The organism is Candidatus Methanoperedens nitratireducens, assembly GCF_000685155.1.
Lineage (GTDB): Archaea > Halobacteriota > Methanosarcinia > Methanosarcinales > Methanoperedenaceae > Methanoperedens > Methanoperedens nitratireducens.
The window spans coordinates 310,774-325,387 of sequence record NZ_JMIY01000002.1; the positions used below are offsets into that span (position 1 = coordinate 310,774).

The window sequence follows — 14,614 nt, forward strand, 5'->3', positions numbered from 1 at the left end:
AAACTTAGTAATGAGGCAAAATATTAGGAGCTAAACAGCTCTAAAAAAACCTGAGTAGATACTGAATAATTTAAATAATTGGAACTTAAATCAAGAGGTCATTTGGCCTTATCTCGATACGAACTCGAGCTGGAGTTCGTTTAAGTTCGTTTTGAGTTCGTTGTTAATCGTCTTTTTCATTGTCATCTATAAACAGCAGTTCATAGCCAACTCTGCGGTGAGATACGAGTCCATACATTTACAGCATCTGAATTGGAGGATGGTCTCAGATCATGCAAAATTTATAAATAGTCAATATACATATATTGACTTATGTTCCTGCCTTTAAATGACAGACAGTTTGAGTTATGGAGGCTGCGGCGCAGTGGTCTTCCCAATATCAACATTGCGCGCTTATTCAACATATCCAAGCAGGCGGTATCCAGGGCGATTCTCACTATGGATGAGAGAATTAAAAAGACGCTGCTTGAGATGGCGCATGCAAACCAGATAGAAGTGGAAAAGGTAAAACCTGAGCGCGGCATCCTGTTCGGTCACTCAGTGCCGTTCAACGTCAGCACTATTATTTTCGTTTCAGCAAAGCACGGGGTGCAGGTATGGTACGAGCATGAAGGGAATTGCGGCGCTTGTAAGAGATATGCAAGGTGCATTGAAATGCTGTGGGACTTCGCGGATGAGATGAAGCTCAGGCTTGAGAAAACCGATGACCCAACGAAACTGGCCGATGAGCTGTTCGAGAAATTAAGGAGGTTGGCATGATAAAGAATGTAGCCGAGATAATAAGAAAAACGATGGGCTGGTGCCCGCAAAAGGATGATGATTTTTTTCAAGCGCAAACTAAAGGTTCGGCGAGCTCTCAGTTTTTAATAGTAAATCCAGCCCTGAAAAGCAGTGGATTGATCGAGCAAATAGATGTGCCTTTGTATATGCTTGACTGGCGAATGCTGGCGATTTTATTAACCATGTTTTTCTCTTTTTTTTGGATATCTTTTACTGATTATCTAGATAGAACGCCTATTAGCTATCTTGGAACCATGCTAATTATGGCAGCATTGATACTTTTTTTTCTTCTGTCTGATCGTTACAGGGTCTCGATCAATTCTGAAAAGCTGCTGATAAAGACGCCGTTTCTTCCGTCTATAAAAATCCCAAAAAACCAGATAAAGAATGTAAAAAACATAGACAATATCATCTATAAGCAAAAACATAGCTGGGTTAATATCGTACTTATTTTATCGATCCTGTTTATCAGTCTTATGCAGATCATCTTATTGTATCAGCAGATAGCGCGTTCCATAGCGTTGGAAGATGCAGTAATGAGCATTGCAAGAACGATATTCTTTATCTCTCTCTTTATAATAATGTTCTACAGGCACTCCCGCCTCTCCTACTACCCAAGAGCTATCCAGATAGATACAGGGAATAAGAGCATCACGCTATGCCCAAGAAATGAGTTTGAGTTCGATGCTTTTAAGGAGGCACTGGAACGATGACAGGCATTACGGAAAAAGTTAAGAAATTCATAGGCTGGTGTCCGCAAAAAGATTTTACCAGGGAGATTGTCAATACCGAAAAGCATGAGCAATATTTTATCTCATTTTATGAAAAGGGCGCACATGCTGGCAAGACGATGAAAATAATCACGGATTATCAGTTCTCTACGGTTTTATATGCTGGTTCTGCAGCATTCTTCATTTTTTTAATTGCAGGCTTAGTTTTCCCGATCCCCGTATATTTTGCCATTTTGTCAGTTTTGTCAATTTTTCTAACCTCAGTAATACTATTTGTTCAGGACAAGACCACAGTGGAGTTTGCTTCAAACGCATTAATCATTAGAAGACCGCTCTTTAAGCCTGTAAAAATATCAAAAGATGACATTCTGAAAATTGAGGTCGTGAAGAATCCTAACCGCAGATTTCGTCGTGTAATAATTTCGCTTGTAATAATTGCTCTGATATTTTGGGCAAAGGGTGCAATAGATACATTATCCCGCTCTACGGCACATGACACTGTTTCATATTTCATCTTCCGGATATTTTTACAGGTTGCGTTGGTGATATTTGTTACAGTACTATTCTATAAATGGTACATCAGGTCATCTTTTGAGAATTTCCTTAAAATAACTTCAAGAACGAAGAGAGAAGTCACTATTTATGTTGACAATCCACAAGAGCTGGTAAGTAAATTAGGAGAGTACCAATGAAAACTTTTTCTGAAAATATCCGGAAAATCATGGGCTGGTGCCCGAATGCGGGTGCACTTACGATAAGAAAATCCGTGCAGTTCGATGACCTGGCCGTAAATGCGCCCGATAGTGGTGGAGAATTAACTCACATCACCGCAGGATGGTGGAACAAATATCACAACAGGATTCTATTTAACTCAGTTATTGCCACGCTGGGAGCAATCTACTTTTTCACTTTAAGTGGAAAAGATAACATGAACTTTTTCTTGGCTGGCTTGATAGCGGGAATTATCTCCAGTATAGTATTTGGAATAACCGAATGGCGCAGGCTCAATAAAGCTGCAGCAGGAGAGTTCAGGGAACTGCAAATTACCAGACGAAAGAAGGTTATTAATTACATCATAATATTTGGATCAATAGCTGTAATTATCTTTGTAATTGTTTTTTTTCGGGTGAAAACTGGGATACGTATCAGCGGGTATTACGCCTTTATCTCAGGTTTATTCTTATTTGTCTGGACACAGTACCTTGAGGTGGTTTACTGGGAACGGAAAAACAGGAAGACCCTGATAGTGGAAAAAACATCTTTTTACGCAGTAGATACAGGTGGAAGAAAGTGATTCTAATCAAACAGCTAATGAAAGGATTAGCCGCCGGACTAATCGGCGGGTTGATAGGCTTTATTATATTTGTTATTATCTGGAATAGAGGAGATGGCAGTAAATGAATCTGATTAAGCAGGGAATACTGATGGCAATAACAGCATTTATTTTTTCAATGCTTTTTAGCTACTTCATGGACGGGAACATTAATTGGATATTGTCTTTCGGGATTGTGAGCGGTTTTTTGTTAGGGACTTTATTGATGTATCTCTTGAAGAAGGAAGAAAGGCGACAAAGGGGCTCTGGTGATTGAATTGTCGTTGAATATAGTGGATAAAGTAAAAAAATTGATGGGATGGTGCCCGAATGCCAGTATGAATATCAAAAAGTCGCAATCGTGCGGGGATGATTTCAACATACCAATGAGCGATGGGGACGGATCTCCCTCAAAAAGGTATATAAAATCGTTATTCGAATGGGACTACATCGTAAAGGAAGAACTGTTACGATCGATTGCTGTTTTCTTCTATGCTTTTATTGGCGTCGGGGGATTGATCATGTACGGTTATATTAAAACAGGCATAACCGCCACACCTTTTCTGGCGCTGATTGTAACTTTTGTTCATTTCTCAATCCAGGTCTGGTACAGGAAGAACGTATTGAGTCCAGCTATACACCGCTTTGAAAATAGCAAACCATTGCGAGAATTGATAATACTGATTACGGTGTATGTGATTTATCTTTATTTCTCCATTCAATACCCTGTACTGCAAAGGGCATGGATCCTTATTCTCTTATTCATAGGTTTAAAACTTGGAAAAGTATTTGAGCTTAACCGCCCCACAGGTGTTAAGTTGATGCTATTTTTTGCAACAGCTTGTGCCTTCGTGCTTATTCGGTATTATGTCCTTCAACTTCCGCTGATGCCTCTGCTTAAAGGTATTACGGCTCTTGGAGTGGCTATGTTGATATTAGCAGTGTTGTTCAAGAAGGCAGGCTTTGAGGAACCTGATTATCTATACAGGATGGACAGGAGGAGTTTCTTGATATGGGTAGCAATCGTAGCCATCTCTGTGATAGTCGGAATAGCGGTAATGATAGGGCTTGATAAGGTACTCAATTAAATAATAGAGGAAGTCGGATGGTCTCACTTCGTACACAAAATTTATATCCTCACAGATAAGAATTTATGTTGGAGTTGGTTCTATTATGAAGATATTGATTTTTGGCTCTCTGATAATAGCCCTGGTAGTAATCTCAGGATGTGTGGAGACTGTAGACCGCGACACAGATGAGGGTTATCAGGTCAGTGGCACCACTGTAGAGATTGAAAGCGGGAACATGACTTATCCTGCTTACCTCGCAGCACCCTCCGGAGAGGGAAAGAACCCTGCTGTAGTGCTGCTTCACTCAATTAACGGTTTTGAACCCGGTTACCGCAACCTGACTGATAAGTTAGCAGGAGAGGGATATGTTGTACTCTCACCGCAGTGGCAGACCTTCGAGCAAAGGCCAGGGGATGATACTGTGGAACAGCTCCTTCGCGACTCGCAAGCTTACCTGCGCACCAGACCAGACGTCAACGGCAATATAGGGCTTACGGGATTCTGTATTGGTGGAAGGTACACCATGCTCTTTCTTCCCCAGATAGATGAATTCAAATCAGGAGTCGCCTGGTACGGCTTCCCCTATTCTGGCGGACCTGCAAACCAGTCCATGCCTGCGGATATGATAGAGCAGCTTAAAGCACCACTGTTAATGATACACGGAACACATGATCAGGCAAGCCCGATCGCTGATATCTACCGCTATGCTACGGCACTGAATGCTTCTGACAGGTACTTTGAGCTTAAGGTCTACCAGGGCCAGCCCCACGGGTTCATGATCGAAAATGGCGAGCTATCGGAGAGTCTCGTAGCAAGGGATGCCTACAGAGAGATGGTGGCATTTTTTGACCGCACGCTGAAAGAATAATATAACCTTACTCATATCTTAAGGCGTCAACAGGCTTCAATTTTGATGCCTGATATGCGGGAATTATTCCTGCAAGTACTCCCACTGTAATCGATACAGATAATGCCATAATTATTGAGTTCAATGATACTATTGCGGTACCTCTCATCAGAGGAAGATTTCCCATAAGTGCAGGCATAAAGCCTGAAAGAATTGTCCCAAGGATTATGCCTATGACCCCTCCAACAAGCCCGATAAACCCTGCATTGAACAGGAATATCAGCAAAATGTCAGGATTGCGCGCACCAATAGCTTTCATTATCCCGATCTCTTTTGTCTTTTCAAGGACGGAAGTGAACATGGTGTTTGCTATCCCGACAGCACCGACGATCAATGAAACTGCTGCAATCGCGACAAGAAATGCATTCAATGAACTTAGCGCTTCTGCTCTTGTTTGCTGGAATTGCCTGCTTGAAGAAACCGAAAAATCCCTGTCTTTCTGGGTGACATGTCTTGCTACCATAAGCTTGCTCTCGATTTTCGCGATCACTTCATCTAACTGGTCTTCGTTCTTGATCTTAACAACAAAAGAGTCGTAGATGCCGTTTTTCTTGTCTTCGATCACCTGGTATGCCATCTGGATCGGCATATAGATGTTCGTGCTCTGGTCATCCACAATTCCCACAACTCTGAAGGCGCTTCCTTCTATCGTGATCATCTTATTTATCCCGATTGGCTGATCAAAATAAGAGGATGCAAGCCTTCCTCCTATAACAACTACATTCTGATCAGCAGAATCAAGCATCCGACCACTTTTTATTTTATTCGTAGTAATTTGAGACCATACCCTCTGATCAACGCCTGTTAAAGATACTTTGCCTGTTTTGCCACGATAGGAAACTTCCACACTGCCTCTGATATTTGTATCAATCAGCGCGATATCTGGTATGCCCTTCAATGCCTGAAGATCACTCCTGCTCAATACTATTTCTTTGTCTGTTGCCTGAGCTCCACCTGAAAAACCTCCTTCGCCTCCACCGCCTCTCATAACAAACATGCCCGTACCACGGGAGAAACCTGGTGATATCGTCACAATATCGCCACCAAGACCGCTTAACTGAGCGGTCATTGATTGCTGCATCCCTTCTCCCATCGATATAATGGCAATCACTGCAGCAACGCCTATCACTATGCCCAGTATAGTAAGCCAGCTTCTAAGCTTGCTGTGAAGCGCCATATTAAAAGCATGCATGAAACATTTTTCAAGCTTCATTTTAACCTGCAGGGATTATCATTTCGTATTGCTTCTGAATATATCCTTTATTTTGAAATCTGGATCAATCAATTTTCGACTCCTGTACTTTCGATGGGCTATAATTCCTCCCACAAGCACAACTATTCCGAAGAAATACCATTTGTAATTAGAGAATACACTTTCCTGTTGTACAGTTCCTCTTCGTACCTGCATAGCCATTTGCCCGTCAGCAGCCGCCATACTCTGAAGTCCAAGTTTGATTTCTTTCTCAACTATTTTTCTTTCTCCCATAGTATCAGTATAGGCGATTTGCATGAGCACTGTTTCAGATGAGCTGTTCATAGTTCTTTGCACAGGACTTCCCTGGAGACTGGCATCGCTTCTGGCTGTTCTATTCTGGGAAGTCGTAGTGCCCATTGATGACTGCAATCTGAAGCTTGCGATCGTATAGTCCCCTTTGTTCAGGTTTCCTATTATGACTGAATTTGAGCCGCTCACTCTCCAGCTTCTCTGCTCGGGAATGATCACCGACACCGAATATGCAGGATTGCTTCCAACATTGGCAACACTGAAAGATGTCTCACTGCCTGTGCTTTCAGAGAAAGCGACATCAAAATCAGTTCCTCCGCCAACATACACTCCCGCAATTGTTGAAATCTTCTTCTCTTCCTTTGTTATAGAGTCATAATAGCTCAAATATAAGTTCAGTTTATATAATCCCTGCTGCGCATTGGTATCTGCAATCACCTGATATTCCAGATCAGCGCTGTCGCCAACATCAATATACTTAATGTACCTGGTATTGTCGCTTCCGACAGGAAGAATAATGTTGTTACCATTCTCCCAGTTGAAGGTCAGATCCCGCAGCGGTGCATTTCCTACGTTATTGATCGTGAACTTCAGGCTGCTCTGCTTTCCAGGAACAAGCGCTGTCTTGTCAATATGGATTACTTCAGCACTTTGTTTGCTCTTAACATCAAGGGACAGACTTTTTTGAGTCGCAGCACTTCCACCGCTCTCATAATACTTAACTTTGAGTTCGTAACTGCCTGCAGGAGCATCTCTGTCGACCCGCAATCTGTACTTTACTATCTTTATATTTTCATTTGATTGTCCCTTATAACCCTGGATTATTCCGATGCTTTGAACTGCGCTTTCACCGGATACAAGCTCAAAAGGATACTCAGGCACAATTTCTATCATAAGATTGTTGACAGTCATACCGCCGATATTCTCAACACCTAAACGCACTTCTACAACATCTCCTGCTATCGCAGGATCAGGGTCATAGTTTACAACGCTTATTGATATCACTGTAGCGTCCACTAAATTTCCCATTTCTGCATAAACTGCAGGAACGTAAACCACCAGTACCACGACCATTAAAACCGTGAACATTGTTTTTTTCATTTTTTATTCACCTCATCATTTTCAGATATTCTTGTTATCTGCCCATCTTTAAGTTCAATTGTTGTGTGGGCATATTTCGCCAGATTAAGGTTATGAGTGACCATTATGATCGTTTTCCCCTGCTCTTTCCATAATCTGTGAAGCATATTCAGAACTTCTATACCTGCAACACTGTCAAGGGCCCCTGTTGGCTCATCCGCCAGGATGATCTCAGGATCGCCTGCCAGGCTTCTTGCGATGGATACCCTTTGCTGCTGACCTCCAGAGAGCTGTGCTGGTCGATGATGCATCTTGTCGCCCAGTCCTACAGATATCAGTATTTCTCTTGCCCTGTTTGCTGCTTCCCGATCATCATATTCCAGGAACTCCAGAGGAAGTACCACGTTCTCAAAAGCAGACATTGACGGAATCAGGTTATATTGCTGGAATATGAAACCGATAGTCTTACCTCTTAATGATGCCAGGTCTGATTCGTCCAGTTTGCTGATGTCCTGAGATTTGAGATATACGCTGCCTCTGGAAGGAACGTCCAGGCAGCCTATCAGGTTCATCATTGTCGACTTGCCGCTTCCAGAAGCGCCTATGATAGCCACAAAGTCTCCTTTCTTTATTTCAACGCTTACTCCTCTCAGTGCAGGTACTTCCACTTCGCCCATCCTGTAAATTTTCCAGACATCGTGCATTTTCATTATGGTATCCATCGTATCACCGGTTTATACTGTCCTGGAGTGCTGTTCAGATTGCTCTCAATATCTACCATCTTCAGCCTGTAGACTTCAGGCTCCTGAAGATTATTCTGCTCTGGCTGGATTAGAGAGACCAGGTAAATATTCCCTGAAATCGATAGGATGAGCAAAACTGCCAGAATCTTACTTCTCATAGTAAACCTTGTTTATACGAATCCCCTGTCGGGGATCAAGTACTATCTTTCCTTACCATTATTCTAAGTTTCATTGGAGAGGTCATCAGGACTTTGTAATCCGTACCGTTCATGGTCAGAGTTCCTGTTGAGAGCATTTCGCCTTCATATTCTGATATTGATAAGGAGATGTGTCCTACTGTTGCTGGCGTAAAGCCCGTCCGGTCAGTCCCATCCGGGGGGAGCGTCAGTACATCTCCGGTAAGAGACTGGTCGTCATAGCCTGTTATGTTGAGGGCATATGCCTGGCCTGCAAACCTGAGATCCGCCCTGGTCATGGTCGACATTTCCGCATCATTTATTTCTTTTGCGATCTCTTCCGGGCTTTTCTTCTGCCAGAGGAGGGAACGGATAAAGCCCGGTGATGCCTCCCTGGTCTTTATGACATTCACATGCAGGATGTGGTACTGATCTTCATCCAGTGCAAACCCGTGTCCCATGAGTACAGGCTCAACAAACTGTTTTACATGTCCTCTTTCTTGTCCCATGAATATAGGCTCAGCAAACAGTTTTATAGGTCCTCTTTCTCTACCGATGCCCATACCAAAGGGCTGGGCAAACACGGTTACTGCCGAAACAAGCATAACAGCAGCAAAAAGTATTGCTGTTTTTGTGATTAGTTTCATTTTATTCACCCTGAATGCCCACTTGGACTGAACGATACTTAACTTCGATGCAGAACATTGATATGAAATAAGCTTTATTTCAGTTCATTTTCTGATAAAAACCAATCAGAAAGTTCGATTAAGTTCGTCCTTCCGTATTCATGTTTTTTAATTATGTTTCTCCTCTTTAGAGCGTTTATTATGCCTGTAAGTGAAGATTTTGGTATCCCTGTCTCGTATCGAATATCAGCCTGGGTTGCAGAGCCACCTCTCCTTAATAACAGGCCTATTATCGCTCGCTCTTTATCAGAGAGAGTATCTATGACCTTTCGCATCTCTCCCGTGACATGGATTTCTTTTGTTTCAGGTATTACAGGTATTATCTCTGCTTCATGGTTCTGGGTTTCTTTCTTCTCATGAATAGCTGTTCCTTTATGTATTCTGTGTCTATAAAACGCAAAAGTAGCTCCAGCAGCCGGCAAAATAATTAGTAATATAGAGACCAGCGGGGTAAATAGATCTTTTGATTGGTCTGGTACATCGATTGGCAGTTTATAGTTCACTCTGATCCACGGTGATACTACCCTGTATCCCTGTATGGATAAGGCAAGCGAGTCCTCCTTTATCTGGAACTGATAGTTGAGTTCAGGTTGTATCTCAAACCTCGTTATCTCAGAACCAGGTGGAAGATAGAGCACTAAAGAGTAATCTGAGTAGTAACCATCTAAAGAGAAGTTAAACGACCATGTATCTGCGCTCTTTGATGTCAGCATATCTGTAACAGCATAGAGCTGGTTAGTATTGTTATCAAAAGTGTATTTTATGCCATTTAAGAAAGGCATATAAGACAGGGATTCAGGCGTAGCATAGCCTGTCAGGAGTACTTTCCCTGAATTGTCTACATACCCATTGAGCAATATCTGCTCCTCGCCTATCGTCTCCTGTGCATCCGCTGAGGTTACCAGTATTATCAGCAGGAACAGGAGTATTCGAACGTTCATGCTAACGCACTATTATGGATACTTAATGTAAAAATGTTAGCTACTAAACTTTCTACCCTTTAAATATAATGCTTTTGCTTTATTACTTATAAGTTGAATTTCCTCTACTTTAAAACCAGCATTTTCTACAAGGCGAGCAAGTTCGTTAGGAGAATAGTTTCGATAATAGCCTGGTGGCATACCAAACTTCTGGAGGTACCTGAGGCTTAATTCTATTTTTTCAAACCAATTCACTCCGTAATCCGTATAGGATGTAATAAGTAATAACCCTCCATCTCTTAAAATCCTGTGACTTTCTTGAAGTGCTTTATAGGGATTTTCGATAGTATGTATTACATTAGCCATAAATACGGTATCAAATCTTTGCGATGGAAAAGATGTGCTTTCACAATTAGCTTTTTGTATAGTTACATTCTGGAAATCTTTTAAGTGAATCCTTGCCACTTCCAGCATCTCATCCGACAGGTCTGTGGCAATAATATTCCTTGCATTTTTGGCTATTACTTTAGTGAAATATCCTGTTCCGCATCCAAACTCTATAACTTCTCCTAGATCACGCTCTCCAAGTAACCTTTTAACAATTGCTTGACGAAGAGTCTTCCCAACAACATACTCTACACCTTCATCGTAACTACGGGCATATTTACTCCAGTATTTCTCCTCTCTATGTACCATCACTATTCTACTCTCTTTATTAAAATAAGCCTATATCCCGTAAAACGTAGTCGGGAAATAGGGTGAAAGCAGCCTGATCAGCAGTTTATCTATATTGAACAGCAACATAATCCCGACCGCTATAAGTAAAAGGCCTGAGAGTTTTTTAAGCACCTCTCCGTTCCTCATGAACCATTTATATCTATTCGTGACCTTTTTACCATAATAGGCTATTGACAGCATGGGAATGCTCATGCCGACAGAATAGACAAACAGCATCCATGCGCCGTAGGATACATTGCCCACAGAGGCGACATACGCAAGCACAGCGCCGAGTATCGGGCCAACACAGGGAATCCAGACGACACCTAAAGACATGCCCAGGAAAAAGCCGCCAAAGAGACCTCCCTCAGGCATATTTGATGAGGATCTGTTTAAAAACCCGATATTATTCCTTAAGCCCTGTGTTATTGAGCTTGAGATTTTTATGAACTCAACGTTTATGTCATCATCAAAGAGCACAGCACCCATTCCTATTATGAACAGGATAGATAAGCTGCGCATATAATCAGCAAGAGATGCAAAGACTGCGCCAAAGCCGGATACAAGAGTACCCATGATAGTAAAGCTGAGTGTCAGGCCTGATACAACGGCTAATGGTCGAAATCTGCCTCCTGCTGAGCCTGACATCACAGCAGGAACGAGCGGAAGACAGCAGGGCTTGAGTATAGTCACTAAGCCTGCTACAAAAACCAGGATTATAGAGGGTGCTGAAGGTTCTATGCTCATTTTAGTCTACCACCGCAATATCCAGCTGGATATATAAGTATGGCTTTACGTATGATGTAAAGTAATATATAGCTTAGGGTCTATCTGTTTAATCAAGCAAGTTTTAAATAGTGTAATTTCTTATATATATTAAAGCAATTGATTTGAATCAGCCAGGAGAGGCAGGAGTGTTTTTCAATCAAATGGCCAGAGTGTAGGTACCGAGTTCAGTCCTCTCCTAAAAAGGGGTTAATCTCATGAGAGCAACAAAATCATTATGTCCTGAATGTCTTACTGTGATCGATGCTTCGATTATCGAAGAGAACGGAGAGATCATGATAGAAAAAACATGCAGCAAGCATGGATATTTCAGGGATATATACTGGTCAAGCGCAGAGCAGTTTAAGCGGTTTGATCATTACTGGCATGACGGAACTGGAGTAACAAATCCGAATATATCCACAAATGGAGATTGCCCTGAATCATGCGGGTTATGTTCAGCCCACAGAACAACTACTATCCTGGGAAACATTGATGTTACAAACAGATGCAACCAGGCCTGCCCTGTATGTTTTTCAAATGCTTCATCATCCAGCTATCTCTATGAGCCATCCATCGATCAGATCAGGGTAATGATGCAGATGCTCAGGAACGAGAAGCCTGTGCCGTGTCCGGCCGTTCAGTTCACAGGCGGAGAACCGACAATGCACAGGGACATCATCCAGATCGTTAAGATGGCCCACGGATTTAAATTCGGGCAGATCCAGATGGCAACCAATGGCATCAGATTTGCACAGAGCCAGAAATTCTGCGAGGATCTGGCAACAGCAGGTCTCACTACTATTTATTTGCAGTTTGACGGGGTAACAGAGGAACCCTACAGGATCACAAGAGGATACAATGCTCTTCCATTAAAACTTAAAGCTATAGAGAACTGCAGAGCAGCAGGACTGAGGAGTGTTTTTCTTGTACCCACACTCGCAAAAGGTGTAAACGACGGTCAGGTAGGAGATATCATCAGATTTGCAGTAAATAACAGAGATACGGTTGAAGGTGTTAATTTCCAGCCAATTTCCTTTACAGGAAGGGTACATAGTGAAGACAGGATGAAGAGGAGAATAACTATTCCCGATCTACTCGATCTGATAGAAGAACAGACAGGCGGAGCTATTACATCAGAGGATTTCTATCCTGTTCCCTTTATCGTGCCCGTTTCCCGCTTCGCTTCAACCCATCAGGGTGTCCCTAATTTTGAATTCACGGTACATCCGCACTGTGGTTCTGGAATATATGTCTGCATCGAGGATGGAAAAATGATACCTTTAACTCGCTTTGTCGATGTGGAGGGGATTATTGAGTATATCAATGAGCTGGCACAGGAGAAATACAAATGGATCGGCAGATCGCTTGCTAAAATAAAAAGAATGGGCAGGCTTATTTCTGCGCTGCCGAAGTATATCGATATGAGGAAAGCACCAAAATCGATAGATATTAAAAAACTTATCCTTAATATTCTCACGAAAGGGACAAGAGAGGCTGTTAGAGAATTCAACCAGAATACGCTCTTCGTTGGAGCTATGCATTTTATGGATTTATACAATATCGACCTTGAGAGGATAAAACGATGCGCTGTCCATTATGCCACGCCTGATGGCAGGATCATACCATTCTGCACATACAATACGATATACAGGACTGAAGTGGAAATGAAGTTTGCAACACCTGTTAAGAGAGAAGTGTTTAAGATTTGATGTGTGATCTTCAGTTATATGAAAATCGCTGTTACCAAACTTAAGGAAAAATCCGGGGGTATCACCGAGCTATTTAAACAGTATGGTCATGAAGTATTCATAATATCCACAATGAGTGCAGCAGGACCCACAGACCCAAAGCCCCTCTCCCGTCTGGCTGAGATGGTCTCAGAAGGCAGGATCGATATCCTTATTTTCACAAGCGCTCTCGGAGTTGATAAACTCTTTGAAAAAGCAAAGCCAGGAAAAAGTGTAAGAATAGTAAGCGTAGGCCCAAAGACAGCAATGCGGGTGGAAGAACACGGCTTATCGAGTGAGGTTATAACCAGGTTCTCATCCGAGAATTTTGCCGGGTATCTTGGTGATATCAGCGGAAAAACAATAGGAATTGCAAGAGCAGAGGTGCAGGACACGCGATTGATAGAGTCCCTGATATCAGGAGGGGCAATAGTAATAGAGGCTCCAGCTTACAGGTTAGAACCTGCAGGGAACATGTTTACAGATGTCTTAAAAGATGTGGATGCAGTGATCTTCACCAGCGCCAGATCATTTGAATATTCGGGTTTTAACCAGGACCATGCAAAAAATATCAAAGTCATAGCAATCGGGCATAAGACCGCTGATGCAATGCGAGAGTATGGGGTAGTCCCGGATATAGTAGGGAATGGTACGCTTGAGGATTGCCTGGGCATTCTATCGCCCAAAAAAGCATACTCGCACTCCTGATCCTGCTGTGCAAAGTTTAATTTAAGAAAAAGGATTATAGCAGCCTATGGATGAGAACACCGTAAACAGGACAAAGGCTGCCATTAACGCCCTCATAGACATAGAGCAGTTATGGATTGAGAATACTCCCGACTACAACCTCTCAACACAGGAATTGCTCGTACTCAAAAAAAGACTTGAGCGCGCGATGGAGAATATCTCAAAGATATACGAGGAGAACAGAACAAAAATGCAGGCAGCAGAGGAAGAAATCAAAAAGATACATGAGGGCAAGAGAAAGAAGTAGGAACATCCTCTGATATATAATTTAATAATTATTACCATTACTATTATTGTTATTATTAAAATGGATAGATATATATTATAGTATTGTATATTTGTATGTGAGTATGATGGGGGCCTTTCAAGGTATACTATCATAAATAACAATCCCTCGCCTGCCATCATGCTCAAAAACGCTAATGGGGTGCTACGGTTGAATTTAAATATAGAACCTATCGGTGTAATTAAAAAATCTAATGCAGGTTTAGCTGATATATTGATATACTCTGATTTCGAGCATATCCTTCAAAACATCACACAAAAACTTGAAAAAGGAATATCTCTCCTGATAGTACATAAGAGCAATAAAACCCCTGATAATCATCAGGTCCAGATATCTTCTGCTGAATTAATCAACTGGAAAGGGAATATTCTAAGGGTAAAGGGATTGGAGGCTGATAATGACTCATTGATAGATGTGAGGCTGGTAAAGATGTTTGATTCCGGGCAGTGATACTGAGGTT

19 protein-coding genes are annotated in these 14,614 nt (G+C 42.0%); 11 read left to right on the top strand and 8 right to left on the bottom strand.

Features of this window, described 5'->3' with window-relative positions; genetic code table 11:
• The first annotated feature begins 312 nt into the window (after positions 1 to 312).
• The 7 genes from ANME2D_RS05455 to ANME2D_RS05485 all read left to right on the top strand — a co-directional run bounded on the left by ANME2D_RS05455 (position 313) and on the right by ANME2D_RS05485 (position 4,761).
• Positions 313 to 759: a hypothetical protein gene (locus ANME2D_RS05455; RefSeq protein ID WP_048089644.1), complete on the top strand. Its 447-nt coding sequence runs from the start codon at positions 313 to 315 to the stop codon at positions 757 to 759.
• On the top strand, positions 756 to 1,493 hold the full coding sequence (locus ANME2D_RS05460; RefSeq protein ID WP_048089646.1) for a hypothetical protein: 738 nt from the start codon (positions 756 to 758) through the stop codon (positions 1,491 to 1,493). Before ANME2D_RS05455 ends, ANME2D_RS05460 begins: the two co-directional genes overlap by 4 nt.
• Complete coding sequence (locus ANME2D_RS05465) at positions 1,490 to 2,203, top strand: DUF1673 family protein (RefSeq protein ID WP_048089648.1); 714 nt, start codon at positions 1,490 to 1,492, stop codon at positions 2,201 to 2,203. Before ANME2D_RS05460 ends, ANME2D_RS05465 begins: the two co-directional genes overlap by 4 nt.
• Positions 2,200 to 2,805: a DUF1673 domain-containing protein gene (locus tag ANME2D_RS05470; protein WP_048089650.1), complete on the top strand. Its 606-nt coding sequence runs from the start codon at positions 2,200 to 2,202 to the stop codon at positions 2,803 to 2,805. The genes ANME2D_RS05465 and ANME2D_RS05470 overlap by 4 nt, the downstream gene beginning before the upstream one ends.
• Before the next feature lie 103 nt (positions 2,806 to 2,908).
• Entirely contained in the window at positions 2,909 to 3,100 is a 192-nt protein-coding gene (locus ANME2D_RS05475) for a hypothetical protein (RefSeq protein ID WP_048089652.1), read from the top strand.
• 1 nt (position 3,101) lies between these two features.
• Complete coding sequence (locus ANME2D_RS16750; RefSeq protein WP_052368587.1) at positions 3,102 to 3,911, top strand: DUF1673 family protein; 810 nt, start codon at positions 3,102 to 3,104, stop codon at positions 3,909 to 3,911.
• A gap of 85 nt (positions 3,912 to 3,996) precedes the next feature.
• Positions 3,997 to 4,761: a dienelactone hydrolase family protein gene (locus ANME2D_RS05485; protein ID WP_048089659.1), complete on the top strand. Its 765-nt coding sequence runs from the start codon at positions 3,997 to 3,999 to the stop codon at positions 4,759 to 4,761.
• A gap of 7 nt (positions 4,762 to 4,768) precedes the next feature.
• Here ANME2D_RS05485 and ANME2D_RS05490 read toward each other — a convergent pair whose 3' ends face one another.
• From ANME2D_RS05490 to ANME2D_RS05525, 8 genes are all read right to left on the bottom strand, one after another.
• Positions 4,769 to 6,013: an ABC transporter permease gene (locus ANME2D_RS05490; protein ID WP_048089661.1), complete on the bottom strand. Its 1,245-nt coding sequence runs from the start codon at positions 6,011 to 6,013 to the stop codon at positions 4,769 to 4,771.
• A gap of 18 nt (positions 6,014 to 6,031) precedes the next feature.
• Positions 6,032 to 7,405 carry a COG1361 S-layer family protein gene (locus ANME2D_RS05495; protein WP_052368588.1) on the bottom strand — a complete coding sequence of 458 codons (1,374 nt, stop codon included), beginning with the start codon at positions 7,403 to 7,405 and terminating at the stop codon, positions 6,032 to 6,034.
• Positions 7,402 to 8,106 (bottom strand): ABC transporter ATP-binding protein, encoded by a 705-nt coding sequence (locus tag ANME2D_RS05500; RefSeq protein WP_048089663.1) that lies wholly within the window; start codon positions 8,104 to 8,106, stop codon positions 7,402 to 7,404. Before ANME2D_RS05500 ends, ANME2D_RS05495 begins: the two co-directional genes overlap by 4 nt.
• Positions 8,094 to 8,285: a hypothetical protein gene (locus tag ANME2D_RS05505; protein ID WP_048089665.1), complete on the bottom strand. Its 192-nt coding sequence runs from the start codon at positions 8,283 to 8,285 to the stop codon at positions 8,094 to 8,096. The genes ANME2D_RS05500 and ANME2D_RS05505 overlap by 13 nt, the downstream gene beginning before the upstream one ends.
• 35 nt (positions 8,286 to 8,320) lie before the next feature.
• Positions 8,321 to 8,950: a hypothetical protein gene (locus tag ANME2D_RS05510; protein WP_048089667.1), complete on the bottom strand. Its 630-nt coding sequence runs from the start codon at positions 8,948 to 8,950 to the stop codon at positions 8,321 to 8,323.
• Positions 8,951 to 9,024: 74 nt separating this feature from the next.
• Entirely contained in the window at positions 9,025 to 9,930 is a 906-nt protein-coding gene (locus ANME2D_RS05515; protein WP_048089669.1) for a helix-turn-helix transcriptional regulator, read from the bottom strand.
• Positions 9,931 to 9,966: 36 nt separating this feature from the next.
• Positions 9,967 to 10,605, bottom strand: a complete 639-nt coding sequence (locus ANME2D_RS16755) for a class I SAM-dependent methyltransferase (RefSeq protein ID WP_052368589.1) — start codon at positions 10,603 to 10,605, stop codon at positions 9,967 to 9,969.
• A gap of 30 nt (positions 10,606 to 10,635) precedes the next feature.
• On the bottom strand, positions 10,636 to 11,373 hold the full coding sequence (locus tag ANME2D_RS05525) for a cytochrome c biogenesis CcdA family protein (protein ID WP_048089671.1): 738 nt from the start codon (positions 11,371 to 11,373) through the stop codon (positions 10,636 to 10,638).
• A gap of 236 nt (positions 11,374 to 11,609) precedes the next feature.
• Between ANME2D_RS05525 and tes the strand changes: the two genes are divergently transcribed.
• From tes to ANME2D_RS05545, 4 genes are all read left to right on the top strand, one after another.
• Positions 11,610 to 13,103, top strand: a complete 1,494-nt coding sequence (gene tes, locus ANME2D_RS05530; RefSeq protein ID WP_048089673.1) for a tetraether lipid synthase Tes — start codon at positions 11,610 to 11,612, stop codon at positions 13,101 to 13,103.
• 18 nt (positions 13,104 to 13,121) lie between these two features.
• Positions 13,122 to 13,829, top strand: a complete 708-nt coding sequence (locus ANME2D_RS05535) for a uroporphyrinogen-III synthase (protein WP_048089675.1) — start codon at positions 13,122 to 13,124, stop codon at positions 13,827 to 13,829.
• Positions 13,830 to 13,875: 46 nt separating this feature from the next.
• Entirely contained in the window at positions 13,876 to 14,115 is a 240-nt protein-coding gene (locus ANME2D_RS05540; protein ID WP_048089677.1) for a hypothetical protein, read from the top strand.
• Positions 14,116 to 14,304: 189 nt separating this feature from the next.
• A complete protein-coding gene (locus ANME2D_RS05545; RefSeq protein ID WP_048089679.1) occupies positions 14,305 to 14,604 on the top strand; it encodes a hypothetical protein in 300 nt (99 codons plus the stop codon).
• Positions 14,605 to 14,614 lie beyond the last annotated feature (10 nt).

Bases quoted from the DNA above. Each gene is read 5' to 3' on its own strand.
- ANME2D_RS05455 (WP_048089644.1), top strand. From the start codon at position 313: ATGTTCCTGCCTTTAAATGACAGACAGTTTGAGTTATGGAGGCTGCGG.
- ANME2D_RS05460 (WP_048089646.1), top strand. From the start codon at position 756: ATGATAAAGAATGTAGCCGAGATAATAAGAAAAACGATGGGCTGGTGC.
- ANME2D_RS05465 (WP_048089648.1), top strand. From the start codon at position 1,490: ATGACAGGCATTACGGAAAAAGTTAAGAAATTCATAGGCTGGTGTCCG.
- ANME2D_RS05470 (WP_048089650.1), top strand. From the start codon at position 2,200: ATGAAAACTTTTTCTGAAAATATCCGGAAAATCATGGGCTGGTGCCCG.
- ANME2D_RS05475 (WP_048089652.1), top strand. From the start codon at position 2,909: ATGAATCTGATTAAGCAGGGAATACTGATGGCAATAACAGCATTTATT.
- ANME2D_RS05485 (WP_048089659.1), top strand. From the start codon at position 3,997: ATGAAGATATTGATTTTTGGCTCTCTGATAATAGCCCTGGTAGTAATC.
- ANME2D_RS05490 (WP_048089661.1), bottom strand. From the start codon at position 6,013: ATGAAGCTTGAAAAATGTTTCATGCATGCTTTTAATATGGCGCTTCAC.
- ANME2D_RS05495 (WP_052368588.1), bottom strand. From the start codon at position 7,405: ATGAAAAAAACAATGTTCACGGTTTTAATGGTCGTGGTACTGGTGGTT.
- ANME2D_RS05500 (WP_048089663.1), bottom strand. From the start codon at position 8,106: ATGGATACCATAATGAAAATGCACGATGTCTGGAAAATTTACAGGATG.
- ANME2D_RS05505 (WP_048089665.1), bottom strand. From the start codon at position 8,285: ATGAGAAGTAAGATTCTGGCAGTTTTGCTCATCCTATCGATTTCAGGG.
- ANME2D_RS05510 (WP_048089667.1), bottom strand. From the start codon at position 8,950: ATGAAACTAATCACAAAAACAGCAATACTTTTTGCTGCTGTTATGCTT.
- ANME2D_RS05515 (WP_048089669.1), bottom strand. From the start codon at position 9,930: ATGAACGTTCGAATACTCCTGTTCCTGCTGATAATACTGGTAACCTCA.
- ANME2D_RS16755 (WP_052368589.1), bottom strand. From the start codon at position 10,605: ATGGTACATAGAGAGGAGAAATACTGGAGTAAATATGCCCGTAGTTAC.
- ANME2D_RS05525 (WP_048089671.1), bottom strand. From the start codon at position 11,373: ATGAGCATAGAACCTTCAGCACCCTCTATAATCCTGGTTTTTGTAGCA.
- tes (WP_048089673.1), top strand. From the start codon at position 11,610: ATGAGAGCAACAAAATCATTATGTCCTGAATGTCTTACTGTGATCGAT.
- ANME2D_RS05535 (WP_048089675.1), top strand. From the start codon at position 13,122: ATGAAAATCGCTGTTACCAAACTTAAGGAAAAATCCGGGGGTATCACC.
- ANME2D_RS05540 (WP_048089677.1), top strand. From the start codon at position 13,876: ATGGATGAGAACACCGTAAACAGGACAAAGGCTGCCATTAACGCCCTC.